Source organism: Pseudomonas sp. NMS19W, from assembly GCF_051554255.1.
Classification (GTDB): Bacteria; Pseudomonadota; Gammaproteobacteria; order Pseudomonadales; family Pseudomonadaceae; genus Aquipseudomonas; species Aquipseudomonas kribbensis.
On sequence record NZ_CP136718.1, the window covers coordinates 5770622 to 5797576 of the forward strand.

Annotated in this window: 18 protein-coding genes and 2 pseudogenes; 8 read left to right on the top strand and 12 right to left on the bottom strand. The window is 60.8% G+C overall.

All coding sequences use genetic code 11. The features are described from left to right. Positions 1 to 105 precede the first annotated feature (105 nt). Entirely contained in the window at positions 106 to 930 is an 825-nt protein-coding gene (locus R1A29_RS26515) for an SDR family oxidoreductase (RefSeq protein WP_438300000.1), read from the top strand. A 229-nt stretch (positions 931 to 1159) separates the two neighbouring features. Here R1A29_RS26515 and gbcB read toward each other — a convergent pair. Further along, positions 1160 to 2259: pseudogene (gene gbcB / locus R1A29_RS26520) on the bottom strand (glycine-betaine demethylase subunit GbcB). Between the two features lie 280 nt (positions 2260 to 2539). Between gbcB and gbcA the strand changes: the two are divergent. Then, positions 2540 to 3832 carry a glycine-betaine demethylase subunit GbcA gene (gene gbcA, locus R1A29_RS26525; protein WP_438300001.1) on the top strand — a complete coding sequence of 431 codons (1293 nt, stop codon included), beginning with the start codon at positions 2540 to 2542 and terminating at the stop codon, positions 3830 to 3832. A 71-nt stretch (positions 3833 to 3903) separates the two neighbouring features. Here gbcA and R1A29_RS26530 read toward each other — a convergent pair whose 3' ends face one another. The 10 genes from R1A29_RS26530 to R1A29_RS26575 form a co-directional block, all read right to left on the bottom strand. After that, on the bottom strand, positions 3904 to 5562 hold the full coding sequence (locus R1A29_RS26530) for a hypothetical protein (RefSeq protein ID WP_438300002.1): 1659 nt from the start codon (positions 5560 to 5562) through the stop codon (positions 3904 to 3906). A gap of 161 nt (positions 5563 to 5723) precedes the next feature. Continuing rightward, positions 5724 to 6968, bottom strand: coding sequence for a metallophosphoesterase family protein (locus tag R1A29_RS26535; protein WP_438300003.1), 1245 nt, complete (start codon positions 6966 to 6968; stop codon positions 5724 to 5726). A gap of 25 nt (positions 6969 to 6993) precedes the next feature. Next, positions 6994 to 8862, bottom strand: a complete 1869-nt coding sequence (locus R1A29_RS26540) for a hypothetical protein (RefSeq protein ID WP_248742244.1) — start codon at positions 8860 to 8862, stop codon at positions 6994 to 6996. Between the two features lie 161 nt (positions 8863 to 9023). Beyond that, complete coding sequence (locus tag R1A29_RS26545; protein WP_438300004.1) at positions 9024 to 12476, bottom strand: alpha/beta fold hydrolase; 3453 nt, start codon at positions 12474 to 12476, stop codon at positions 9024 to 9026. 1185 nt (positions 12477 to 13661) lie between these two features. Further along, positions 13662 to 14432, bottom strand: coding sequence for an electron transfer flavoprotein subunit beta (gene etfB / locus R1A29_RS26550; RefSeq protein WP_438300005.1), 771 nt, complete (start codon positions 14430 to 14432; stop codon positions 13662 to 13664). Positions 14433 to 14441: 9 nt separating this feature from the next. Next, positions 14442 to 15662, bottom strand: coding sequence for an electron transfer flavoprotein subunit alpha (gene etfA, locus R1A29_RS26555; protein WP_114885994.1), 1221 nt, complete (start codon positions 15660 to 15662; stop codon positions 14442 to 14444). Next, positions 15662 to 17611, bottom strand: coding sequence for a dimethylglycine demethylation protein DgcB (gene dgcB, locus R1A29_RS26560; RefSeq protein ID WP_438300006.1), 1950 nt, complete (start codon positions 17609 to 17611; stop codon positions 15662 to 15664). Before dgcB ends, etfA begins: the two co-directional genes overlap by 1 nt. A 134-nt stretch (positions 17612 to 17745) precedes the next feature. Next, a complete protein-coding gene (gene dgcA / locus R1A29_RS26565; RefSeq protein WP_007959780.1) occupies positions 17746 to 19806 on the bottom strand; it encodes a dimethylglycine demethylation protein DgcA in 2061 nt (686 codons plus the stop codon). Between the two features lie 15 nt (positions 19807 to 19821). Further along, the gene (locus R1A29_RS26570; RefSeq protein WP_007926354.1) at positions 19822 to 20352 is read right to left on the bottom strand and encodes a DUF5943 domain-containing protein; all 531 of its coding nucleotides are present in this window, start codon (positions 20350 to 20352) and stop codon (positions 19822 to 19824) included. Between the two features lie 214 nt (positions 20353 to 20566). Continuing rightward, a complete protein-coding gene (locus R1A29_RS26575; protein ID WP_039768004.1) occupies positions 20567 to 21544 on the bottom strand; it encodes a dipeptidase in 978 nt (325 codons plus the stop codon). Positions 21545 to 21778: 234 nt separating this feature from the next. Between R1A29_RS26575 and R1A29_RS26580 the strand changes: the two genes are divergently transcribed. The 3 genes and pseudogenes from R1A29_RS26580 (at position 21779) to R1A29_RS26590 (ending at position 22864) form a co-directional block, all read left to right on the top strand. After that, the gene (locus tag R1A29_RS26580) at positions 21779 to 22180 is read left to right on the top strand and encodes a lysozyme inhibitor LprI family protein (protein WP_438300007.1); all 402 of its coding nucleotides are present in this window, start codon (positions 21779 to 21781) and stop codon (positions 22178 to 22180) included. Positions 22181 to 22196: 16 nt separating this feature from the next. Beyond that, positions 22197 to 22415 (top strand): annotated as a pseudogene (locus R1A29_RS26585) (helix-turn-helix domain-containing protein); the annotation flags it as partial. 32 nt (positions 22416 to 22447) lie between these two features. Continuing rightward, positions 22448 to 22864 (top strand): DUF3010 family protein, encoded by a 417-nt coding sequence (locus R1A29_RS26590; RefSeq protein ID WP_438300008.1) that lies wholly within the window; start codon positions 22448 to 22450, stop codon positions 22862 to 22864. Position 22865: 1 nt separating this feature from the next. Here the strand turns inward: R1A29_RS26590 and R1A29_RS26595 are convergent, their stop codons facing one another. Further along, complete coding sequence (locus R1A29_RS26595; protein WP_085688589.1) at positions 22866 to 23810, bottom strand: GlxA family transcriptional regulator; 945 nt, start codon at positions 23808 to 23810, stop codon at positions 22866 to 22868. A 192-nt stretch (positions 23811 to 24002) separates the two neighbouring features. On the opposite strand from R1A29_RS26595, the gene R1A29_RS26600 reads away from it, so the two are divergent. From R1A29_RS26600 to R1A29_RS26610, 3 genes are all read left to right on the top strand, one after another. Further along, positions 24003 to 24947 carry a choline ABC transporter substrate-binding protein gene (locus R1A29_RS26600; RefSeq protein WP_192552471.1) on the top strand — a complete coding sequence of 315 codons (945 nt, stop codon included), beginning with the start codon at positions 24003 to 24005 and terminating at the stop codon, positions 24945 to 24947. A 75-nt stretch (positions 24948 to 25022) separates the two neighbouring features. Continuing rightward, positions 25023 to 25910, top strand: a complete 888-nt coding sequence (locus tag R1A29_RS26605; protein ID WP_039768000.1) for a 3-keto-5-aminohexanoate cleavage protein — start codon at positions 25023 to 25025, stop codon at positions 25908 to 25910. 70 nt (positions 25911 to 25980) lie between these two features. Then, on the top strand, positions 25981 to 26946 hold the full coding sequence (locus tag R1A29_RS26610) for an L-carnitine dehydrogenase (protein WP_438300009.1): 966 nt from the start codon (positions 25981 to 25983) through the stop codon (positions 26944 to 26946). Positions 26947 to 26955 lie beyond the last annotated feature (9 nt).

A 26955-nucleotide genomic window follows, 5' to 3' on the forward strand; every position in this document is an offset into this window, starting at 1 on the left:
GCGGGAGCCTGCTCCCCCGCCACAGCTCCTCCCTCCCGTTTCAGCTCCATCGTCTACATTGTCTGTCGAGCCATCGCTCACATAACAATAAGCAGGAGCTTGCGCATGTCGCTAAAAGGCAAAACCTTGTTCATCACTGGCGCCAGCCGTGGCATCGGGCGCGAGATTGCGCTGCGGGCTGCGCGGGACGGGGCCAATATCGTGATCGCCGCCAAGAGCGCCGAACCCCACGCCAAGTTACCCGGCACCATTCACAGTGTCGCGGCGGAAGTCGAAGCGGCTGGCGGCAAGGCTTTGGCCCTGCAGCTGGATGTGCGCGAGGAAGAGGCCGTGCGTCAGGCGCTGGCCCAGGCCAACGAGCATTTCGGCGCCATTGATGCATTGGTGAACAACGCCGGGGCGATCAAGTTGACAGGCGTGCAACACATCGAACTCAAGCGCTTCGACCTGATGCACCAGATCAACACCCGTGCGGTCCTGCTCTGCAGCCAGGCAGCCCTGCCCTATCTGAAAAAGTCAGGCGGACACATTCTCAACCTGTCACCGCCGCTGAACATGGCCAGCAAATGGTTCGCCCAGTACAGCCCCTACACCGTGACCAAATACGGCATGAGCATGCTGACGGTGGGCATGAGCGAGGAATTCGCCAACTACGGGATAAGTGTCAATTCGCTGTGGCCGCAGACCATGATCGCCACGGCGGCGATCGAATTTCAGTTGGGCAACCGGGAGTCGTTCAAGCATGCGCGCACGCCGCAGATCATGGCGGATGCGGCGCATGTGATTTTGAGTAGCAGCGAGCGGCGGATTACCGGGCGGTTGTTGATCGATGAGGAGATCTTGCGGGAGAGCGGCGTGACCGAGTTCGATCATTACCGCTTTGAACCGGGGAGTGATGCGAAGTTGATGACGGATTTGTTTGTGGATTGATCAGTGTGTCCGTGAAGCCCCCTCACCCTAACCCTCTCCCAAAGGGAGAGGGGACTGATAGGGGATGCTCAAGGATTACGCCGACCTGGAAAAAAAATACCGAATCCATAATCGACCCGATCATTCAGGTCGATGGATCACTTAAGACACCTCGGTCGGCTCCCTCTCCCTCCGGGAGAGGGCTGGGGTGAGGGGGTAGGCCTGGCGCAGGAGACCGCCCCACCGCCGATCAGTATTCGATCCGCACATCCCCCTTCGGCACGCTGCAGCAAGAAAGAATGTACCCCTCCGCCTCGTCGTCCTCGGTGATCCCGCCGTTGTGATCCATCTCCACTTCGCCGCCGAGCTTGAGCACCTTGCACGTCCCGCAGATCCCCATGCCGCAGGCTTTCGGGATCATCAGGCCGACCTTGGCCGCTGCCGCATGCACAGTCTCGCCAGGGGCCACGCGGATGCTCTTGTCCGATGAGGTGAACTCCACCGGTGCAGATCCGCCGCCGGGATTTCCGGTGCTTCGGCGGCCTGTTCGGCCTGTTCCACTGCGTCGGCGCGGGCTTCCGGTGGCGTGGCGCCGAAGGATTCCTCGTGATAGCGCTTCATGTCGTAGCCGGCGTTTTCCAGCAGGCGCTTGACCGCCGTCATGTACGGCGTCGGGCCGCAGCAGAAGACTTCGCGCTCAAGGAAGTCCGGCACCATCAGTTCCAGCATCTTGTGATTCAGGTAACCGCGATAGCCGGCCCACGGCTCGCCCAGCCCATGCTTCTCGCAGATCAGGTGCAGGCTGAAGTTGTCGATCCGCGACGCCATGTGTTCCAGCTCGCGGTGGTAAATGATGTCTTTGGGCGAGCGGGCGCTGTGGATGAACGTCATGTCGACGTTGCCGTTGGTGTCGTAGAACCAGCGCGCCATGGACATCACCGGGGTGATGCCGACGCCGCCGCTGAGGTACAGCACTTTCGGGCTCGGGAAGTCGATGGCGTTGAACAGCCCGACCGGGCCGTGTACCGCAAGCTCCTGGCCTTCGTGCAGGGTGTCGTGCAGCCAGTTGGACACCTTGCCTCCCGGCACGCGCTTGATGGTTACCGAAAAGCTGTACGGCACCGACGGCGAGCTGGAGATGGTGTACGAACGCATGATCGGCTGGCCTTCGATTTCCAGCTCCAGGGTCACGAACTGCCCGGGCTTGAAGAAGAACAGGATCGGCTGGTCGGCCATGAAACAGAAGGTGCGCACGTCCCAGGTTTCCTGGATGACTTTGACGCAACGGACGATGTGTCGGCCATTGGCCCAGGTCTGGGTGGTGACCGGATTCAGGAAGCTGTTCGACATGCTGTTCTCCACGGCCGACTGTCGGCCTTCATGTGGCGATTCTGCGTATAGCGCGAACGGCCCGTTTACCTATCCGCGACATTCACATACTTATCGCGACCAGCCCCCAACCACCGGGGGTTACGCGTCGGGAACAGATTGCACCATGTCGCCCATGGATAAGGTTCCGGGCAGCGGCGGCCCCACACTCGCCCCAACACAAACAGATTCTTTACACCTTGCGCTGCAACCCTGATCAGCCACTTTCGCGGCCACGCAGATGGCCTTGAGGAATTCATCGATGGACACCGCAAAACTCAGCCTGGGCGACCTGCTGGAACCCGCACGCAAGGCCACCGCGCAAATGCTGCAGGAGCGCGAGCGCACCTATTCGCTGCCGCAACCGTTCTACAGTGACGAGCGCCTGTTCGATATCGACATGCAGGAGATCTTCCAGAAAGAGTGGTTGATTGCCGGCATGACCTGCGAGATCCCGGCCAAGGGCAACTACATCACCCTGCAGATCGGCAAGAACCCGATCATCGTCATTCGCGGCGCCGAAGGCGTGGTGCATGCGTTCCACAACGTCTGCCGCCACCGTGGCTCGCGCCTGTGCACCAGCGACAAGGGCAAGGTCGCCAAACTGGTCTGCCACTACCACCAGTGGACGTACGAGCTGGACGGTCGTCTGCTGTTCGCCGGCACCGAAATGGGCGCCGATTTCGATATGAAGCAGTACGGCCTCAAACCGGTGAACGTGAAGACCGCCGGCGGCTACATCTTCATCAGCCTGGCGGAGAACCCGCCGGCCATCGATGACTTCCTGTCGACTCTGAACCACTACATGGAACCCTACGACATGGAGAACACCAAGGTGGCGATTACCACCACCTTGATGGAAAAGGCCAACTGGAAACTGGTGCTGGAAAACAACCGCGAGTGCTACCACTGCAACGGTTCGCACCCGGAATTGCTGAAAACCCTGCTGGAGTGGGACGACGTCACCGACCCGCGCGCCGACCAGGCGTTCAAGGACCACGTCGCCGCCTCTGCTGCCGCGTGGGAAGCCGAAAAGATCCCTTACGCCCACGCCAGCTTCGGCCTGCGCAATCGCATCGTGCGCATGCCGCTGCTCAAGGGCACCGTGTCGATGACCATGGACGGCAAGCAGGGCTGCGCCAAACTGATGGGCCGGATCAAAAACCCGGACCTGGGCTCGATGCGCATCCTGCACCTGCCGCACTCGTGGAACCACTGCATGGGCGACCACATCATCGTGTTCACTGTGTGGCCGATCAGCGCCCAGGAAACCATGGTCACCACCAAGTGGCTGGTGCACAAGGATGCGGTCGAAGGCGTGGATTACGACGTCGAGCGCATGCGCAAGGTGTGGGACGCGACCAACGATCAGGACCGTCGCCTGGCGGAAGAAAACCAGCGAGGGATCAACTCCACCGCGTATCAGCCGGGGCCGTACTCCAAGACTTATGAGTTCGGCGTGGTCAACTTCGTCGACTGGTACAGCGAGCGGATGCTGAGCAACCTCGGCGCCGAGCCTGCGCCGTACCTCAAAGGCGTGCCGGTACAGGGTTGAGTCGAAGCCATTCAAGCAAAAAGCCCGCAGACGTCACCGGACGCTGCGGGCTTTGCATTGACTAATCCCTGTTACGGCATGATCACCCTCATGCTGGATACCTTGCCGTCCAGTTGGTTGCCGGGACCACCCCGAATGACGCGATAGGCACCACCGTCGTAGCTTTTTTCGAAGCTGCCCACCACCACGGGGGAAGTGATATCCCTTAAAACATCCACACGGGCGTAGCCCTGGTTTTCTTTAACACCTTTATCTCCGTAGACCATGAAACTGGTACCGGCCTTGGCCTTTGTAATTTTGGCGGATCTTGCTTCATCGTTTTTACAGCCGCTGCTCCCACCGAAGTCAAAGGTGTAGGCTCGAGTCAAGGCTACGTTGCATACAATATTCTGACTGGCCGAATTACCTTCGTACAAAACAACATTGGCGTCACGAAAGTCTCCAGGCGGCGGAGTCTTGCCAATCGTGATACGCGATATTTTCCCGTCCAGACCATTATTCCTGACAAACGTGACCTTAATATCGGCATTCTCGAAATTAGACTCGAAACTACCCAGCTTTACCGACTCATCCATACCAATGTCGCGTTTGACATCAATATAAGCATGGTCGTCTCTGGCATTACCATCGGCCGAGTCATAAACACTTAGGCGAGTACCTTTGGCAATTCCGCGTAATTCGAGCGATCTGGCTTCATCGTTCTCGCAGCCTCGCGCTGGCAACTTGAAGTCGAGATCCTGACCTGCCGGAACCACGCATACAGTGTCACCGGTTTTATCTGCATGGTTCTTCTCATAAAAGTAGAAGCCACCCTGGGTCAGTGCAGCCGCATAGGGAAACGCGTCACCGACCTGGTTGAAATCGATCGTCATGAAGCTCGGCGCAGTGCGTTTGCCCAATGCGCTTGCGCAATGGTTATCGACTCGACGCTCAAGCCACGTCAGGTTGTTATCCATGTCACCGGCGTGCTGCGCTGTTGCACCCCAGGCGTGAAACTGGTTCATCACGAACAACCTTGGCCATTGAGTAAATCCAGAGGCGGCCACGGTCGGATAGTAATTCGTCCAGCGCGATGGACAACTCCAGTCATGCTTGACCGTCGTAACGCCCAGATCCCAATGGTTCTGGCTTTCCCATTGATTGTCCTGCAGAACACTGACAACCTTGCCGTTGACCATGTACTCACCGGCATTTCGGTCGCTGAGAATGACCAGTCGCTTACCGCTGCCAATCATCTGTTCAAGTGTCGGCCACGTCCGGGTGTTCGAATAGGCTTTGGGGTCGAATACCCAGTCAGCCAGGCCAGGCACCCGATTCATCGCTTCATTGAAAGCATTCCTTTCCACAAGATTTTCGAGCAACAACGTCACGACGGCGTTGGGATTGCTGCGCAGATAAGGCAGGAACACGTTGTTCAACGCATCGGCAAATTTCATGTCCGAACGTACGTCACAAGTACCTTTTTCACCGGTGTGACACAAATAAACATCGGCCCCGCCCTGCAGGTTTCCGGGATGCAGGTCCAGCATGAAACCACGCACACCTCGGTTAAGCTGAGTGCGCATGTCATCGAGATAACCATTGTGTGCAGTGACCCATGAGTATTCGTTGAATGGCTTCTTGAAGTTATTGATTCCGGGCGCCGTCTCGGCGGCAGACACTAACGACAAAGATCCAAGCTGGGCACTCAGCAGCCCCAGCAACAACACTGTCTTCTTGATAGTAAACATCGTTCAATTTTCCATGACAAAAGTTCCGACAACCGAATGACTGCCGGCAACTTATTAACCGAAAAATCAAACAATTCGTATATCTAATATATAGTTCCGAATGTTGTTATAAGTTTGAAAAACAAAAATGCGCCCAACCGGGCGCACTTAAATTAAATACACTAGATTGATCGCCAGCGAACTTCCCCATTCTCGGCGATGAACTCTTCAACAATATTTTCCCCGTCCAGCCTAACTTTCGCATACCCGTTCAACACCCGCAGCGGATAGTCCGGATCGTTCGCATCCTTCGTCTCCGAAAAGAGCACCCGCGAATGTCCGTTCAACTCGCTGGTGGTGCCATAGGGAATCGCCCCGTGCCCGGCGCAGCGTGCATGCAACCCACCCTGGGTCGCATAGACGATGCCGTTGTGCAGATGCCCCCAGTACCAGTAATCCGGCTCCCGCCCCAATGCATCGCACACCGGTTGATACAGCGCGGTCTTGTTGTGCCCGGTGATATCGAAGCCCTGATGATGACTGAGCACCATCAGTTTTTTGCGTTTGGGCAAGCCCTTCATCCAGGCAATCTGCGGTTCGTTCAGCGTGCCGTCCATGTACAGGTTCAACACGTCCGAGGCATAGGCCGTATCCAGCCCGACAATCAGCCAGTCGTCGTTGATCAGGGCAAAGTAGCTGGTGCCCTGCTGCCCCGGAAAACGCGCGGCCAGTTCCTTGAAATAACCGTGGGCGCCGCTGTACATCTCGTGGTTGGAATTGAGGGTGAACGAGCCGTGGGTGCCCATCGGCCAGCCGGACATGTCGGTGTCTTCCTGGGAGTGAGTGCCCGCGTAATAGACATCCCCCAGGTGAATGGTGAAGTCGGCATTGGCCAGTTGCATCTGGTTGGCCACCGACACCGCCGGCGCATGGCTGTTGAACGGCCCGGTGCCCCAGTCGCCGGCAATCGCCAACGTCACTTCGCGATCCATGGTCACCAGCGCCGGGTCGGTGCCGAAGGTCGCGTGGTGACGCAGGTTTTCGATCCATTTGAGCAGCGCCTCGCTCCACAGCAGGTCCAGCAGTTCCCACTTGCGGCAGCCCAGTAACGTGCCGTCTTTGAGCACTTTGGTTTGCAGTTGATCAGGGGACTGCGGCAACGGCGTTGCATTGCCGATGCGCAGGATCGACAACCCGTGGGACAACTCCCACGGCACCGCCGGCTCGTCATCCGGCAACTCGCCGTTTTTCAGCACGTATTGCGCCTGATCATGACCACGCTGGAGCAACTTGATGATGGCCTGGAACTCCTCGGGTTCCAGTTCGCTGATGAGCTTCATCCAGGCCATTTCCACTCGCGTGATCAAGCCGTGCAGACGTACTTTGACCTTGTCGTATTCATGCTTCAGGTTACCGACCGCTGACATGGTGTAATCCTCTATCCGTAAGGGTTCACAGGGTTTTCATGAATTCGATCAGCGCGCGTTTGTCGTCGTCCGACAGCGTCGTGCCATACAAGTGACCGGTGTTGTGATTGCCCTCCAGGCGCGTGTCGTACTTGAAGTCCGCCGAGGCTTTGGCCTGGGCGCCACTGGTGACGAAACCAACATTGACCGGGTCGTAGATGTCAGAGCCGGTGATGAACACCTGCGGACGTTTTTCCGGTGGTTGCAGCAAGTCCCACAGGGTCGGCACCGAGCCGTTGTGCAGATACGGCGCGCGCAGCCAGATGCCGTCGGTGGGTGTGTTGCTGTAGCTCTGGGTCTTGCGGTAGGCGCCGAAATCGAACGGCGGTTTCTTGAAGGTGTGGAACGCCGCCACCAACCCGGTGGTGAACGAGTCGAGGCGATGCGGATCGGTGCCGAGCTGGTCGATGTTGGTGGTGACCTGCCCGGTGTCGGCGCGCCCGAAGTCGTGGCAACCGGCGCAATTGGCTTCCCAGATCGGTTTGCCCTGGGCGACTTTGGCCTGATCCAGCGCCCACGGCCACGCGGGTGCCTTGTGCCCGAGCAGCCAGTTGGTCACGCGGTTGAAGCTCGGCGGCAGCACCGATTCCGGCGTCGCACCCACGGCCATCGCGGCGGCGTAGTTGCGCTCGTGGATCTTGTTGTTATTGCCGTCCCAGTGCAGGTACATCGATTCCCGGGGTTTCTGGTTCCACACTTGCGGCAGGTCGACGGTGCCGATGGTCGAGTCATCCGGGAAGCCGAACACCACCATTTTCGTCGGGTTGAAGGTGTCGGTACGCCCCGGCCCCTGCGGCGGACGCAACTTCTGCCAGGCGTAGGCCTGCTTCTGTTTGAGCAGCGCGGTCTTGGCCATCGGGATGATCAGGTAACGGTTGTAGAGCCGCTCGAAAAAACCGAGCTGGAACTTGCTGTTGATCGCCGCCATCACCGCGTCGGTGGTGAATTTCGGGTCGCTGGCGCAATCGTAGGCGAACCACTGGAAGGCTTGCAGTTGCAGGGTGTTGGCTGGTGCGCTCGGCACATTGACCGCAACGTCGCTGGCATTCGCCCGGTAGGAACCGGTGTGGCACAGCGCGCAGTTCGGCTCGACAGTCGGGTAACCGATCTGCCGCTTGGCCATGCCGATCGGCAGGTCCTTGCCGTTCTCGAACAGGAAGCCGAAGACTTCCCAGCCGCCGGGCTTCGGCATCTTCTCCGGGCACATCTGCGGCAGCACGGAGAACAGGTAATACGGAATCCGCGCTTCGATGCCCAGGCCAATGGCGGCGTATTTGTAGTGATCTTCGTCGGAGGCATATTCCTGCTCCGGCACCACCCGCAGCATCTGATACCAGGTCTGGTAACCGATGAACGCCAACAGCGCGACCACTACCAGCGTGCCGACCTTGAACGCGTGGTTCTGCCAATGCCGCGCCCACGCCGCCCGCCATTCGCGCCAGCCGTCACAGAGCAGCGCCAGTGGTCGGTTTTCAGGAGTGGTGCCGAGGTACAGCAGGATGCCGAGGATCAGGAAAAAGCTCAGGTCGCCCATCAGCATCGGCACGAACACCGAACCCTGGCTGCTGGTGTCGATCAGGTAGATCCAGAACGCCACGGCGATCAGCCGCGTCAGCACGCACAGCCAGGAATGCACCACGTAGCGCGGCGCGTTGAAGCCCGAGGGCATGTAGAAAACGCTGATGCCCACCAGCAGCATCCCGGCGTTTTCCAGCCACGGGTCGGAGAGTTGCGGCGGCAGGCCGACCACCGATGTCAGCAACCCCGGCGCGAACAGCGCCGGGATCGCGAACACCATGTTCATCGCAATGCCGAGCCAGATGAAACGTTGAAACCAGCGGATGTAGCTGTCCATGTCATCCATTTCCTTGTGCAACCCGAGAGAAGTAGTGCCTGACCTGTCGCCATCGCGAGCAAGCTCGCTCCCACATGGACTGGGGTGTCTGCTGATTTTGTGACCGGCACAAAACCCTGTGGGAGCTGGCTTGCCAGCGATGCAGTCGACTCGGTCCGAGATCAACCGAGGGCGGTTTTCTCCAGGTGTTCAAGGATGATCGGATACACATCGACCACCGCGTTCTTGCCGAACATGCAGTCGATGTGGCCATAACCCGGCACCACATGCCGGCTGTAGCGCTCCGGTCCGTGCTTCTCGCAAACCCGCTGATAGGTCTTGAGCGTGCTCTCCGGCAAGTAGCACTGGTTTTCCGCGCCGCTGATGAAGCAGATCGGCATGGTCAGCCGGTCGAAGTGCGGCATGTACACATCGTTGCCCTTGAAGTCCACCAGATGCCCTTTGCGCACGATCAGCGCCAGGTGTTCGAAGGTCTCGATGTTCGACTCGCCGAACAGTTCATGCAGGTTGTCGTGCAGCGTCTCGTTGAGGGTGTCGTGCCGGTACAGCGAGGCGTACATGAAGGTGATGCGGTGGCACACCGGGTTGGTGCAATAACCCTGGGCTTCGATCCGCGCGTAGCCGTTGAGGGCCTTGTCGTAGAGGCGGTTGAACCAGTTCTCCTTGCTGTCGGCGTAGGCGGTCATGGATTTGATGCCGATGGCGTCAAGCATCCCCGGCAAGTGCAAACCGGCCTTCAACCCCGTCGCCGTCGCAACCACCGTGTCGGCGGCGATCTGCGAGCAGACCACCGAACGCACGCCTTGCAACCCGGCGAGCAACGACATGAAGAAGGTCGTTGCGCCGTAGCAATGCACCACGCACTGCACGTCCTTCGCGCCGGTCTTCTGCTGGATCTGCGCGATGGCAGCCTTGAAGTCGTACTGGGCGATCTGGTCGCCGTTCCATTCCTTCTTGCTCGCCGGCAGCAGGATGCTCACGCGGAAATCCAGCAGCCACACGTCGTAGTCATGCTTGCAGAGAAACTCCAGCAGGTTGGTCTGGATCGTATCGGTGGAAAAGATGTTCGAGCCCACACCCAACCCGTGCACCAGCATCACCGGCCCTTTGCTGCCGGCCTGATAGCGGCTCAGGCGCAGCTCCACGCCGTCCTCGGTGGGGAAGAAATGCACATCCGGCGTCGGCGCATCCAGCGGCCGTTTCAAGCGTGGCGGTGCGTCGGGGTTGAAGTATTTGTCGCCGGCGAACACCCCGCCGTAACTCTCCCAGAGGATCCCGGCGAAGAACTTGCCGAACCGCGCCAGCCCTTCAATGCGCTCACGCTCGTTGCGCGCGTTGAGGACTTTCATGGTGGTCATCTGCTTGGCGAAATCCGCCGGTTTGATGTGCATCACACCCGAGCCGATGACTTCGCCGGATTTATCCGGGCCGCGATACAGCGTGACGTAGAGGGTGCTGGTGTCATGCCAGATATTCAGCACGCCATTGTCTTCCGGCACGGTTTTGAAGGCGCTGAAGAAATAGTCGTTGCCGTCCTCGGCGGTCAGTTTCATGTCGTATTTCATGTGGCGTGTGTCGACCTGCTGCTCGAATTGCTCGAACAGGTTGAACACGCCGTTGCTGGCGGTCAGCGGCTGCGGCGACAGCGCCGGGGCGATCACCGTGCCGACGATCGTCGCGGCGTGCTCCGGCTCCTTGATCATCCGGTTGAGGTCGTTGGCGGTGATGGTCAGGGTGAAATCGATCGGCGAGTTGTCTGCTTCGCCGCGTTTGGCCGCCGCCTCATAAACCTTCAGATCGGTACTCTGCGCAGCGGTAAAGGCGCGGGAGAAATAGCCCTTCATGGTCTCGGTGAACTGCACGCCGAGAGTCGGTGGCACCGGTTGTTTGCGCGGCGCCGAAGGCAGTGTGTAATCGATTTTCCAGCCACGGTCGGCGGCCAGCAGGCCCATGTTGCGCTCGCTGACGGCGGAGATGGTCAGCAGCGGGTTGACCGCCAGTGAGGTCGGAATCACCGCGCCGTCGGTCACGTACAGGTTGGCGTAGACATCGGTGCCACTGGCGCCGCTGAACACCTGGCCCTTGTGGTTGACCACGCCTTGCGCGGCGTCTTCACCCATCACGCAACCGCCCAGCGGATGCACCGAGACGATGCTGTGTTTGAGCAACTTGGTCCAGATCGGATTCTCGACCCAGATCCCGCCCAAAGCCTTGGTGCTCTGGTGCAGCCGTTCGTTGCCGATCTTGAAGTTTTCCTGCTCGCCGACGCCCGGCCAGTCGATGCGCAGTTGATCCTTGCTGTCGAGGACCATGCGCCCCTGGCCGCTGTCGTGGCTCATGATCAGGTAGGTCTGCATGTTGTGCAGCGCGCCGTAGTAAGGGCCGCGCAGGAAGCTTTCGGCTTCGCGCTCCTTGTACTTCACCTTGCCGCTGAAGCTGTCGTCGGTGGGCACGCCGATCATCTCGGCGAACCCGGCCATCGCCGGCACCATCGGCCGCCCGAGGGCGCCGGGAATCGAGCCCTCCTCGATGACCATGCGACTGCTGCGATCACCCTCGTTGCGCATGTCGATGATCGACGTGATGCACGGGCCGACCGGTTTCATCTCCTTGGCCGAGTGCGTGCCGAAACCGATGCCGTTGATGGCCTGCTCGCAGTTGTGGCCGAAGCCGAGGATGTCGCCATTGCCGCTCATGTTCTCGCCGAGCTGGCCGGACATCGCCAGGCCCTTGTCCCGCGAGCGCAGCAGAATTTCCGTGGAGCCCAAGGTGCCGGCAGACACCACGACAATGTCGGCCTTCACGAACAGCGTTGGCGCGTCGAATTTCTCGCGGCCACTGTCGAGGTACTGGAAGTGCACGATCCAGCCATCACCGTCGCGCTCCAGATGCCGCACCTGGGCCTGGCAGTAAATCTCCGCGCCGTGATTGGTGGCGTCCGGCAGATAGTTCATCAGCGTGGTGTTCTTGGCCTTGTTGTTACAGCCCGAAACGCAGTCGCCGCAGTGGTTGCACGGCAGTTGCTCGACGCCGACGTGGTTGAGGTTGTTCGGCAGTTTGTCGAAGGTCACGTTGATCGGCGGCTTGTAAAAATTCGCGCCTTGCTTGAGGAAGTCCGCGGACTTTTTGTTGGCATCGAGCTTGGCCAGGTTCGGTGCGCTGTCCGGATAAGCGTTGGGTTTGAGCATCTCCCGGGCCTTTCTGTAGCCCTCCTTGAGCAAGCCATCCTGGTCCTCACGCACCGCCAATGGCCAGCGTGGATCCTTGAACACATCGGCTGTCGGTTCCAGCGAAACGTTGGCATTGATCAGCGACGTGCCACCGAGGCCACAACCGACCACCACGTTCTGCTGCGCGTTGACGTGCAGATCGAACAACCCGGTGCGCGAGCCAATGTGGCCGTCGGGGTCGTGCACCTGCAGCTCTTCGGTCGCAGCGATCATGGTGTTGGGGTATTCGCCGGGCTGGATTTCCCGACCGCGCTCCAGCAGGCACACCTTTTTTCCGGCCCGGGACAGACGCGAAGCGGCAATGCCGCCGCCGTACCCGGAGCCGATGACGATCACGTCGTAGTGTTCCTTGATGTCGCTGATGGGCGTTGCGATCCGTGTCATGAGGTGGTTCCTCTCTCAGGCAGATGGGGCAACTCTGCGGTTGCCTGCAATCAATGGGCGAACGGGCACCTGGCCTCCGGGGCAAACCCGACGGCAGTACAGCGGTGTGGCAGGATTCAGGCGCTATAGACGGGCATGCTGATTGGCGGCACGACGCAAGGTGCGCGTGCGCGGCTTCGGGGCTGACAGCAAGCGAGGATTGAGGGGTGAGCGATGTGGCTGGGTATCCATCACGCGTTCTCCCTGAACCAGATGTGGATAAGTGACGGCGGTCCTTGTGCCATTGGAGTGAAGACAGCGGCCGGTTTGAAGTCAAGGCACGCTCTTAGAACTGTATGAAATGTGATCAATTGCCGTTTGGACTATAGCCGGCGGGGCTTGCAGGGTTTGGCGAACAAGTTATCCACACAGCCACCCACAGCAAATGGGGACAACTGTGGATGACCTTGGAAAATAATCGGGGTTTTGTGAAGAAAAACCGTGACTTATTCAGAAGCAGCGATTCCATTAGCGATTGACTGTTTTTTGATCAAATCGCTACAGACAACGGATTACGTGGCTTTCAGAGGATGGCGAACACCTTATCCACAGAAGCGCCAACAGAGTTCGGGGGTAACTTCGCGGGTGCTGTGGAAAAGCGCTGGAGGGCTTGATAAATCGGGGTTTACGTGAAGATTATTGTTTCAAAAGGTCGAATTGATCATTTTTCGATCAACCCATCGTAAGCCACGATTTATATGGCCTGCAGCGGATAGCGAACATCTTATCCACAGAAGGGCCAACAGAGATTGGGGGCAACTTGAGAAGTTACCCTTGGGAAAAAGCCCGAAAAAACCGCAAGTTAGGCTGGTTATTTTTTGATCTGATGACTGTAGGGCTTGATTGGCGTGGGGTTCAGGGAGGGGCGAACACGTTATCCACAGATCCGCCAACAGGGATTGTGGGTAAACAGCCTTCCCTCACCCCAGCCCTCTCCCGGAGGGAGAGGGAGCCTACGGTAGTGATCTCGAGAGGTACATCGACCTGAGCGGTCATCGCGACCTCAGGGTTGATCAAACTAAAGCCAGATCAAGTGGTTAATGCTTGGCGAACCAAGGTCACCGCTGAAGTCGCAGGTCGATGTAAGTGGCCGGCCCAACTCGGTCAGTCCCCTCTCCCCCGGGAGAGGGCTAGGGTGAGGGGCTTCTAGCGGACAACACCCTCTTCAATCAGCAACTTCAAAATCGCTTCCGCCCCAGCCTCAGCAGTCACACCCTTGAGCACCTGCCCCCCACCCCCACTAGCCTTGGCCGTAGCCGCCTTCATCCGGTCCGCCCCGCTCTTGGCCTTGATCACCTTCAACCGCTTCGGCCGTGGCTTGGCCGGTTGCAGTGTCGCCACCGAAAGCAATTCGTCATCCACCACTTCCACATCTTTTGCCTGAAGAACGCCGCGCCGCGCCGGGCCGTAAGCACTTTGCCGTGGCTTGGGCGCCGCGTTATCCACAGTCGCGAGAAACGGCAGGCGCACTTTCAACCGACGGCGCTGCCCACGGGGCAATGCTTGCAGCACCAGCGCCGAGCCGTCGTTGATCGATTCGACCTGCGCCAGCCCCACCACCAGCGGCCAGCCCAGCCCTTCGGCCAGCAGGAACGGCAGCATCCCCGAACCTTCACCGGTTTCCGCCTGACTGCCGGTCAACACGACCTGAGCCCCGGCATCCCGCAAATAGTCGGTCAACGCCGGCAGCGCGTCGGCGCCAGCCGGTTGTTCCAGCACATGCATCTGTTCCAGGCCCATGCCCAGATAGGCGCGCAACGCAGGTTCTGCAATGTCGCCGGCGTGCAGCACTTGCAGGTTATCCCCAGCCAGTTGCAAGCCGAGTTCCACCGCCCGTGCATCCTGTTCGGCACGACGCGGGCGGCCCGAGGTCGGGTGGGCGCCGATTGAAACCAGACTGATGATCTTTGTGCTCATAACCGTTCCTTAAGCCGCATCGCGCTTGGCTTCGTTGCGGTAAGCCTCTACCGCCGCGATCAAGGCCTGAAGAATTTCCGCGCTTTCGCCGATCACCGACAGATCGGCACGCTTGATCATGTCGCAGCCCGGATCGAGATTGATCGCCACCACCTTGTCGCAGGCTCCGATGCCTTGCAGGTGCTGGATCGCCCCGGAAATTCCCACCGCCACATAAACCCGCGCGGTAACCCAGGTGCCGGATGCGCCGACCTGGCGGTCGCGGGTCATGAAACCGTCGTCCACCGCCACCCGCGAGGCGCCTTCGGTGGCGCCAAGAGCGGCGGCGGTCCTGTGGAAAAGCTCCCAGTCCTTGACCCCGTTGCCACCGGAGAAGATGAACTCGGCTTCGGCCATCGGAATCGCCGCCGGGTCCACCGCCACGGCGCCCAGATCCTCGATCCGCGACAGGCTGCGCGCCACGGGTGTGGATAACTCCACCGGCAGCGCTTCGTGACGGGTTTCGCTGACCGGTTCGGCGCATTCGGCGGACGCCAGAATCAGCCGTGCAACCGGACGGGCAAGATCCTGCAACCCGGCACCGGCGCGGCCAATACACTCCTGATCCTTGACCTGCCACACCCGCGTGGCCGGGCGCTCGCCCAGTGCGGCGGCAAAGCGCCGACCGAGTTCGCCACCACCGCTGCGGCTGTCCGGCAGCAGCCAGTGGCGCGGGTTGAACTGGTTATCCACAGCCCGCAGGCCCTGGATCCGTTGCTCCGGTGCATAACCGCTGAATTCTTCGCCTTCCAGCACCAGCAAGCGGTCAACGCCCGCCGTGGCGAAAGCGTTTTCTTTGTGCTCGCCGAACACCACGGCAAGCACCGCGCCGTCGCTGCCGGCCAGTTGATGGGCCAGGCCGAGCAGGTCGCGGTCGTGGCTGCTCAAGCGGCCGCCGACCATGTCCGGCACCACGCTGATGTAGAACGCCGGGGCCGGCACCTGATGCAGCGGCAATTGCACTTCGACTGCTGCCGAGCGTTTGACCGCCCCGCCCTGCTGGGCGCCGCTGCGGTCGATGCGTTTGATGCCGTTCGGCCCGATGAAGCCGATGCCGTGCAGATTCTTGCGGATGATCCCGTTGGGGCCCATCCAGCTGTGTTGCGCCGGTTGCATGGCCGCGTGCAGCGGATGCAGACGGTTACGTGCGATCCATTCGGCGCGGGGGTCGCGGCGGATAATGTCGCTCATCAGTGGGCCTCCGCAGGTTCACGTTTGGCCGGAGTGGCAGGCTTGTTCGGCGCAGCGTCTTCGAGCAGCGCGTCGGCCACCAGTTCGGCGATGTCCTTGATCAGCGGACGCGGTTCGACCACGCCTTCGAGCATCGCCGTACACTGTGGACAACCCACGGCCACCAGCTCGGCGCCGGTCTCGCGGATGTCTTCCATGCGCATGTCGGGAATCCGCTGCTTGCCCGGAATGTCGGTGATCGGCGCCCCGCCACCGCCGCCGCAGCAGCGCGAACGGAAGCCGGAACGTTGCATTTCCTTGATCTCGATGCCGAGGGCGCGCAGCACCTCGCGCGGCGCCTCGTACTCGCCGTTGTAGCGGCCGAGGTAGCACGGATCGTGATAGGTCACGCTGTTACCTTTGTGCTGACCGAGGTTCAGCGCGCCGGCCTGGATGATTTCCGCCAGGTAGGTGCTGTGGTGCTGCACGAGGTAGTTACCGTCGAAGGCGCCGTACTCGTTTTTCAGCACGTGGAAGCTGTGCGGATCGCAGGTGACGATGCGGTTGAAGCGGTATTTGGCCAGGGTCTGGATATTGCGTTTGGCGAGCAACTGGAAAGTCGCCTCGTCACCCAGACGGCGGGCCACATCGCCGCTGTCACGCTCTTCCAGCCCCAGCACCGCGAAGTCGACCTTGGCCGCTTTCAGCACTTTGACGAAGGCGCGCAGGGTGCGCTGATTGCGCATGTCGAAGGCGCCGTCGCCGACCCAGAACAGCACGTCGGTGGATTTCTTCTCGCTGAGCAGATTGAGGTTCAGGTCCGCCGCCCAGTTCATCCGCCCGCCCGGAGCGAAACCGCCAGGGTTGTCGGTGGCGATCAGATTTTCCAGGACTTCGGCGCCCTTGTTCGGGGTCGCGCCTTTTTCCAGGGTCAGGTGACGACGCATGTCGACGATGGCATCGACGTGCTCGATCATCATCGGGCATTCCTCGACGCAGGCGCGGCAAGTGGTGCACGACCACAGGGTTTCGGCATCCACCAGACCGTTGACGATCGGTTGATGCGGATTGCCTGAGTGTTCGCCCACCGGTTTGCCCGGATACGGGCTGCCGGCGAACTGAGCATCAGTGCCGCCAGCGAGGCCGACCACCATGTCCTGAATCAGTTTTTTCGGGTTCAGCGGCTGGCCGGCGGCGAACGCCGGGCATGCCGCTTCGCACTTGCCGCACTGCACGCAGGCGTCGAAACCGAGCAACTGGTTCCAGGTGAAATCCTTGGGTTTTTCCACACCCAGCGGCGCGGTCGGATCATTCAGATCCAGCGGTTTCAAACCGGTAGAGCGACCGCCACCAAAACGTTCGGCACGGCGGTGCCAGGCCAGGTGCAACGCACCGGCGAAGGCGTGCTTCATCGGGCCGCCCCAGGTCATGCCGAAGAACAGCTCCGACACGCCCCACAAAACACCGACGCCGAGAATAGCCGCCAGCACCCAGCCGCCGAAGTTCTCCGGCAGGATCCCCGCCACCGGCAAGGTGACCAGAAAGAACGACGCCGAGAACGCCAGCAGACTTTTCGGCAGGCGCATCCACGGGCCTTTGGACAGTCGCGACGGCGGGTTGAGCCGACGCCGATAAACGAAGATCGCCCCGACGAACATCACCGCCGTCATCAGCAGCAACGCGTAGCCGAGGATGCGGTTATGCAGGCCGAAACCGTGGACCAGAATCGCCAGCACGATCGACGCCACCGCGCCGCCCGCCGTGGCCACGTGGGTATTGGCGATGTATTTGTCCCGCGCCACCACGTGGTGCAGATCGACCATGTAACGCTTGGGCATGGCGAACAGGCCGCCGATCAGATCGACCTTCGAGGCCCGGCCCCGACGCCACATGTTTATCCGTCGCAATGCGCCGAGAGCCGCGAGGCCCAGGGCAGCAAAGATCAGGATGGGAAGAAGGGTGTTGAGCATGGTGAAGCTCCCAAAGACCGCGGGGTCTCATGTGGGAGCGGGCTTGCTCGCGAATCAGGCGACGCGGTGTATCAGGTGTACCGCGTTATCGTTCTTCGCGAGCAAGCCCGCTCCCACATTGGTTCGGTGTGGTTTTAGAAATCCTTGCACAACCGCAGTGCGTCATAGATGGCGGCGTGTGTATTACGCTGCGCCACGCAGTCACCGATGCGGAACAGCAGGTAACCGTCGCCGTTGCTGCTCAACGAAGGTTGCGGCTGGATCGCGAACAGCGCCTCGACATCGATCTGGCCCTTGTTGCGCGAGCCGTCCTTGAGCGCGTAGTAGATTTCTTCGTCCGGGCGCACGCCGTTCTCGACGACCACCTGATCCACCACCCGCTCCTCTTTGGCGCCGGTGTATTCGTTCTCCAGCACCGCAACCAGCTTGTCGCCTTCGCGGTAGACCTTCTCCAGCATCATGTCGCCGGTCATGATCACTTCTTTCGGGTACATGCTGCGGTAGTAGGTCGGGAACGACGTACCGCCGATGGCCACGCCCGGCTTGATGTCGTCGGTGACGATCTCGACCTGGCTGCCCTTGTCGGCGAGGAAGTCGGCCACCGACATCCCGGTGAACTCGCAAATGGTGTCGTAGACCAGCACGTTCTTGCCCGGCGCAACCTTGCCGTCGAGCACGTCCCAGCTACTGACGACCAGCCCTTCGGCGGCGCCCCAGTGTTCGTTCTGTTCCAGGTACGGATGCCCGCCGACCGCCAGCACCACGATGTCCGGACGCAGGTCCATGATGGTGTCGGCATCTGCAGCAGTGCCCAGACGCAGGTCGACTTTCAGCCGCGCCAGCTCCAGCTGGAACCAGCGGGTGATGCCGGCGATCTGGTCACGCTGCGGCGCTTTCGACGCCGTGGTGATCTGCCCGCCGATGAATTCTTTCTTCTCGAACAGCGTCACGTCGTGGCCACGTTCGGCTGCCACACGGGCAGCTTCCATCCCCGCCGGGCCGGCACCGACGATCACTACCTTGCGTTTCGGCCCGGTGGATTTCTCGATGATGTGCGGCACGCCCATGTATTCACGGGAAGTGGCGGCGTTCTGGATGCACAGCACGTCCAGACCTTGATACTGACGGTCGATGCAGTAGTTGGCGCCGACGCACTGCTTGATCTGGTCGATCTGGCCCATCTTGATCTTGGCGATCAGGTGCGGATCGGCAATGTGGGCACGGGTCATGCCGACCATGTCGACGTAACCGCCCTCCAGAATCCGCGTGGCCTGGTTCGGGTCCTTGATGTTCTGCGCGTGCAGCACCGGAACCTTGACCACTTCCTTGATCCCGGCCGCCAGGTGCAGGAACGGCTCCGGCGGGTAACTCATGTTCGGAATCACGTTGGCCAGGGTGTTGTGGGTGTCGCAACCCGAGCCGACGACGCCGATGAAATCGAGCATGCCGGTATCGTCGTAATACTTGGCGATCTGCTTCATGTCTTCGTGGGACAGACCGTCCGGGTGGAACTCGTCACCGCAGATGCGCATGCCGACGCAGAAGTCGTCACCGACTTCGGCGCGCACCGCTTTCAACACTTCCAGACCGAACTTCATCCGGCCTTCAAAGGTGCCACCCCATTCGTCGGTCCGCTTGTTGACCCGCGGGCTCCAGAACTGGTCGATCATGTGCTGGTGCACGGCCGACAGTTCGACGCCGTCCAGGCCACCGGCCTTGGCGCGGCGAGCCGCTTGCGCGTAGTTGCCGATCACCCGCCAGATTTCTTCCGGCTCAATCGTTTTGCAAGTGGCGCGGTGCACCGGTTCGCGGATGCCCGACGGCGACATCAGGGTCGGCCAGTGGAAACCGTCCCAACGGGAGCGACGGCCCATGTGGGTAATCTGGATCATGATCTTGGCGCCGTGCTTGTGCATGGCGTCGGCGAGATTCTGGAAGTGCGGGATGATCCGGTCGGTGGACAGGTTCACCGAACTCCACCATTGCTGCGGGCTGTCGATCGCCACCACGGACGAACCGCCACAGATCGCCAGGCCGATGCCGCCCTTGGCTTTCTCTTCGTAGTATTTGACGTACCGCTCGGTGGTCATGCCGCCGTCGGTCGCGTAGACCTCGGCGTGCGCGGTGCTGAGCACGCGGTTGCGGATGGTCAGTTTGCCAATTTGAATTGGCTGAAACATTGCTTCGAAAGCCATGGCGGGTTCCTCGACTTACAACGGCTTGACGGTGAACAGGCCGTCGTCGTGGCCTTCTTCGGAGCCACCGTAGACCTGCTCGGCCACGGTGCGGATCTTGCTGCCGCGTGCGGCGAGGATCTGGTCCATGGCACCGGCAAACCAGCCGGTGAACATGTAGTCGACCTTGCGCCCGACCTTGCCGTAGACGTAGACGAACGCCGAGTGTTCGAGCTTGACGCTGGCGGTGCCTTTATCGAGGTCGATGTCCTGGATCTTGAACAGGCCCCAGCCGCGCTGCGACAGACGCTTCATGTAGTGCTCGAACACCGCGACGCCTTCCAGGCCGTGGCATTCGGCTTCTTTTTCACACCAGTGCCAGGCGGATTTGTAGCCTGCCTTGTAGAGGATCTCGGCATAGGCGTCGGCGCCCAGCACTTCCTCGATGCCCATGTGGTTGTTGACGAAGAAATGCCGCGGCACGTACAGCATCGGCAGGGCGTCGGAGGTCCAGACACCGGTCTCGCTGTCGACTTCGATTGGCAATTGCGGGGCGATCTTGGCCATGGAAACTTAACTCCAGAAAAATTCGTGGTTGGTGCCGAGCGAAGCTTTTGCTTTGCTCTTATAAACAAGCCGTATGAATGACTTTGGAGCCGTAGCGAGCACGTCGAGAGCAAGGAAGGACCGGAGCGACAAGCGAGACAGTACGGGACGTACGGCGAGTTTGGCGCGAGGACCTGACGCAGCTATCGGCGAGCGGAGTAGGCTCCAGAGTTATTCATTCGCCCCAGACGTCTTTGAGGACGTTCACCCAGTTTTCGCCCATGATCTTGCGGACGACTCGCTCGGAGTGGCCGCGCTTGAGCAGGGTTTCGGTCAGGTTCGGGAACTCGCCGACGGTGCGGATGCCCAGCGGGTTGATGATCTTGCCGAAGTTGGTCAGACGGCGGGCGTAGCCCTTGTCGTGGGTCAGGTATTCGAAGAAGTCCTGGCCGTGACCCTGGGTGAAGTCGGTGCCGATGCCGATGGCGTCTTCGCCGACCAGGTTCATGGTGTATTCGATGGCTTCGGCGTAGTCGTCGATGGTCGAATCGATGCCCTTGGCCAGGAACGGCGCGAACATGGTCACGCCGACGAAACCGCCGTGGTCGGCAATGAACTTGAGCTCTTCATCGGACTTGTTGCGCGGGTGCTCTTTCAGCCCCGACGGCAGGCAGTGGGAATAGCAGACCGGTTTTTTCGATTCGAGGATGACTTCCTCGGAGGTCTTGGAGCCGACGTGGGACAGGTCGCACATGACGCCGACGCGGTTCATCTCGGCGACGATTTCGCGACCGAAACCCGACAGGCCGCCGTCACGTTCGTAGCAACCGGTGCCCACCAGGTTCTGGGTGTTGTAGCACATCTGCACGATGCCGACGCCGAGCTGCTTGAACACCTCGACATAGCCGATCTGGTCTTCGAACGCATGGGCGTTCTGGAAGCCGAAGAGGATGCCGGTCTTGCCCTGCTCCTTCGCCTTGCGGATGTCGGCGGTGGTGCGGACGGGGATCACCAGGTCGCTGTTTTCGCGGATCAGCTTCTGGCTGGCGGCGATGTTGTTGACCGTGGCCTGAAAGCCCTCCCACACCGACACGGTGCAGTTGGCCGCCGTCAGACCGCCCTTGCGCATGTCTTCGAACAGCTCGCGGTTCCATTTGGCAATGATCAGACCGTCGATAACGATGCTGTCGGCGTGTAATTCGGCTGGGCTCATCAGGCGTCCCCTTATTGGCGATTCATGCGCCGAATCGTCTGCCGGCGCTTTGGGGCCAGCATATGCCTCGGTGCGCGACCAGCCGGGTGCAAAAACGACAGGGGAATTGCCGAAAGCGTCAATCCGCGACAAAGCGTCGCCAACCGGTCCGACCAGCCACCTGTTCAAGCCCGCGAGCTTGAGCCAGAATCTGCCGCATCCCGGAAACACCACTGGATTAGAGCGGCGACATCAATGAAATCGATCTTCCTGGCTTTGGCACTGATTGCGACCGGCGTACACGCCGCCGAAGAGTCCGACAACAACCCGTGCGACGCGGTGGAAAACGACGTCCAGACCCTGGAATGCTCGACCTACAGCCGCACCACCGCCGAAGACCTGCTCAAGGACAACTACAACAGCCTGAACGAACGCATGCAGTCGACTTACGGCAAGAACCCCGCGCAACTGGCCGACATCACCGCCAAACTCAAGACCGCCCAGCAACAATGGCTGAAAACCCGCGACGCCGACTGCGCCGTCGAAGCCTTCCCGGCGACGGACGGCAGCAAGGCGTTCAAGATTGCGCAGAATGACTGCGTGGCGCGGATGAGTGACGAGCGGTCGGAGTTTTTGGAGTCGATAGGTCAGGAGTGACTGGAAGATGGAAAGCATGATTCCCCACGAAGTCGTTAGCCGCATCGTTGATGGCGCCCTTCCGGTTCGCGCCTGGCGCGAACATCTCAACCTGACCCAGGAAGAAGTGGCGAAACGCATGGGCATTTCGCAGCCGGCCTTCGCACAGCAGGAAACCGTTGCAAAGCCACGCAAGGTCACTCGCGAGAAGATTGCAGCAGCGTTTGGCATCACTGCCAACCAGCTCGAGCTGTAAGCTGTACTTCTTCAGCCAATCAAGGGATTCACATGAACATCTGCGGTATCGAAATCAAAGGCAGTGAAGCGATCATCGCCGTGGCGTCCCTCAACGGCTCGGCGCTGAGCCATGTCGCTCTGAACACCAAGAAAATTGCCCTGGACGATGACGACGAGGCGGCCAACGTGAAGCTGTTCGCCGCTCAGGTGGCGTCTTTTGTACGAGAAAACGCCATTGATCGAATCGCGATCAAGAAGCGCAGCAAGAAGGGTGAGTTTGCCGGCGGGCCGACCACGTTCAAGATCGAGGGCGTGTTTCAGTTGCTGGACGGTTGCGAGGTGACGTTGCTGTCGCCGCAGACGATCAATGCCCAGACCAAGAAGCACAACTTTGAGCTGCCGGGGACGCTGAACAAGTATCAGCATGAGGCTTACAAGGCGGCCTGCTCGGCTTTGATGAAGAAGTAACTCAGGCCTGAGCGGTACGCCGATCCTCGCGTGGACACCGGGCAAACTTCGCCCGGTAGCTGCGGGTGAAATACGACGGTGATTCAAACCCGCAGGCGATGCTGACTTCCAGCACGCTCATGTCGGTCTGGCGCAACAGCTGCCGGGCCTTTTCCAGCCTTAAGCGCAGATAGAAGTTGCTCGGCGTGTCGTTCAGATGCAGGCGGAACAACCGCTCCAGTTGCCGCCGCGTCACCTTGATCGATTCCGCCAGTTCCAGGGTGGTCAGCGGCGGTTCGCTGTGCTGCTCCATCTCGCCGATCACATGCACCAGTTTCTTGTTGCTGATGCCGTAACGCGTGGCGACTTCCATGCGCTGGTGGTCCTTGCGCGGGCGAATCCGCCCCAATACAAACTGCTCGCTGACCTGGATCGCCAGTTGCGGGCCGTGGGCCTGGGCGATCAGGTCGAGCATCAGGTCGATGGACGCGGTGCCGCCGGCGGAGGTGATGCGCCGGCGGTCGATCTCGAACAGCTCCTGGGTGACGCTGAGCTGTGGATAAGATTCCTTGAAGGCGTCGATGGCTTCCCAGTGCAGGGTCAGGCGATGACCATCGAGCAGGCCCGCTTCGGCGAGGACGAAGCTGCCGGTATCGATGGCGCCGAGGGTCACGCCTTCGTTGTCCAGGCGTCGCAGCCAGTGCTCCAGCGCAGGGGTGGCGAATTTCAGCGGTTCGAACCCGGCGACCACCAGCAACGTCGCCCCTTTCTTCAGCGGTTCCAGCGCCGCATCGGCGTTGACCGACATCCCGTTACTCGCCAGCACCGCCCCGCCATCGGCGCTCAACACGTGCCAGCGATACAACTCGCCGCGAAAGCGGTTGGCCACCCGCAGCGGTTCGATCGCAGAGATGAAACCGATGGCGGAAAAACCCGGCATCAACAGAAAGTAGAAATCCTGGGACATGGTGCGCACTCGGTCAGCGGGTAGCGTGCAACGTTGATACGCCGTTTGCCGTCGGCGTTCAAGAGCACAGGTCGCTACAGTGCAAGAGCCAGTCGCCGCAGTGCGTTTTCACAGGGGCATTGCTGCGTAACTTGGCATCACCGGCGCGACAGACGCCGGGACCCACAATAACGACCTGCCGAGGAACCCGACATGAAACGACTGATCAGCAGCTGTGTTCTCGCACTCAGCGGTACCGCGTTTTTAAGCGCCAGTGTCATGGCGGCCGAACCTGCGTCGTGCCAGAACGTGCGCATGGGCGTGGTGAACTGGACCGACGTGATCGCTACCAGCGCCATGACCCAGGTTCTGCTCGACGGCCTCGGCTACAGCACCAAACAAACCAGCGCCTCCCAGCAAATCATTTTCGCCGGCATCCGCGACCAGCGTCTGGATCTGTTCCTCGGCTACTGGAACCCGCTGATGACCCAGACCATCACCCCGTTCGTCGACGCCAACCAAGTCAAAGTCCTTCCAGCGCCGAGCCTGAAAGATGCCCGCGCCACCCTCGCCGTACCGACCTATCTGGCGGACAAGGGCTTGAAAACCTTCGCCGACATCGCCAAGTTCGAGAAAGAACTGGGCGGCAAGATCTACGGCATCGAGCCAGGCTCGGGCGCCAACACTCAGATCAAGGCGATGATCGCCAAGAATCAGTTTGGCCTCGGCAAGTTCCAGCTCGTGGAATCGAGCGAAGCCGGCATGCTCGCCGCCGTCGACCGCGCCGTGCGCCGCAAGGAAGCCGTGGTGTTCTTCGGCTGGGCGCCGCACCCGATGAATGTCAACGTGAAGATGACCTATCTGACCGGCAGCGACGACGCCCTCGGCCCGAACGAAGGCATGGCCACCGTGTGGACCGTCACCGCGCCGAAATACGCCGAACAATGCCCGAACGTCGGTCGCCTGCTGAGCAACCTGACGTTCACCGCCGAAGACGAGAGCCGGATGATGCAGCCGCTGCTCGATCACAAGGACGCTTTCGAATCGGCCAAGCAATGGCTCAAGGATCACCCGCAGGACAAACAGCGCTGGCTCGAAGGCGTCACCACCTTCGATGGCAAACCGGCGGCTGAAAACCTCCAGCTCACCAGCAAATAAACCGCAGCGAACGAACCACTTCGCAGCCCACCACGGGCTGCGAACAGACCCATCACGCCTGAAGGAAAACGCACCATGAACCACGACGTCATCATCACCTGCGCACTCACCGGTGCTGGCGACACGACCGCCAAGAGCCCTCATGTGCCGGTCACTCCAAAGCAGATCGCCGCAGCCGCCGTCGAAGCGGCCAAGGCCGGCGCCACAGTCGTGCACTGCCACGTCCGTGACCCGCAGACCGGCAAGTTCAGCCGTGACGTGGCGCTGTACCGCGAAGTCATGGAGCGCATCCGCGAAGCCGACGTCGACATCATCGTCAACCTCACCGCCGGCATGGGTGGCGACCTGGAAATCGGCCCGGGCGAGAGCCCGATGGAGTTCGGCCCGAACACCGATCTGGTCGGCCCGCTGACCCGTCTGGCCCACGTCGAAGAACTGCTGCCGGAAATCTGCACGCTGGATTGCGGCACCCTGAACTTCGGCGACGGCGACACCATTTACGTCTCCACTCCGGCCCAGCTGCGTGCCGGCGCCAAGCGCATCACCGAGCTGGGCGTGAAGGCGGAGCTGGAGATTTTCGACACCGGTCACCTGTGGTTCGCCAAACAGATGATCAAGGAAGGCCTGCTCGACAACCCGCTGTTCCAGCTGTGCCTGGGCATTCCGTGGGGTGCGCCGGCCGACACCACCACCATGAAAGCCATGGTCGACAACCTTCCGGCCGACGCCGTGTGGGCAGGCTTCGGCATCGGCCGGATGCAGATGCCGATGGCCGCGCAAGCGGTGCTGCTCGGCGGCAACGTGCGGGTCGGTCTGGAGGACAACCTGTGGCTGGACAAAGGCGTGCTGGCGACCAACGGCCAACTGGTCGAACGCGCCACCGAGATCCTCAGCCGCCTCGGCGCCCGGGTGCTGACCCCAGCGGAAGGTCGCAAGAAAATGGGCCTGACCCAGCGCGGCTGAAATCACCCTTTCCCCCGGTGGGCGGGCCATTGGCGCCCACCGTTTTTTTGCCTCATTCCAGGAAATCACCATGAGCTTTATCACCGAAATCAAAACCTTCGCAGCACTGGGCAGCGGCGTCATCGGCAGCGGCTGGGTCGCCCGCGCCCTCGCCCACGGCCTCGACGTGGTGGCCTGGGACCCGGCGCCGGGAGCCGAAGCGGCCCTGCGCAAACGCGTGGCCAATGCCTGGGGCGCGCTGGAGAAAAACGGCCTGACGCCGGGCGCTTCGCAGGATCGCCTGCGTTTTGTGGCGACCATTGAAGAGTGCGTGCGTGACGCAGATTTCATCCAGGAAAGCGCCCCTGAACGCCTCGAACTGAAACTGGAGCTGCACAGCAAAATCAGCGCAGCGGCCAAGCCGAATGCGCTGATCGGTTCCAGCACTTCGGGCCTGTTGCCGAGCGAGTTCTACGAGAGCTCGACCCACCCGGAACGTTGCGTGGTCGGCCACCCGTTCAACCCGGTTTACCTGCTGCCGCTCGTGGAAGTGGTCGGCGGCAAAAACACCGCGCCGGAAGCGGTTCAAGCGGCAATGAAAGTCTACGAATCCCTCGGCATGCGCCCGCTGCATGTGCGCAAGGAAGTGCCCGGTTTCATCGCCGACCGCCTGCTCGAAGCGCTGTGGCGCGAAGCGCTGCACCTGGTCAACGACGGTGTGGCAACCACCGGTGAAATCGACGACGCGATCCGCTTTGGCGCCGGTCTGCGCTGGTCGTTCATGGGTACGTTTTTGACTTACACCCTGGCCGGTGGCGATGCCGGCATGCGTCACTTCATGTCGCAGTTCGGTCCGGCGTTGCAGTTGCCGTGGACGTACCTGCCGGCGCCGGAACTGACGGACAAGCTGATCGACGATGTGGTGGATGGCACCAGCGATCAACTGGGGCGGCACAGTATTTCGGCGCTGGAGCGCTATCGTGATGATTGTCTGCTGGCGGTGCTTGAGGCGGTGAAGACCACCAAAGAAAAGCATGGAATGAGTTTCAGCGAGTAATTGCAGATT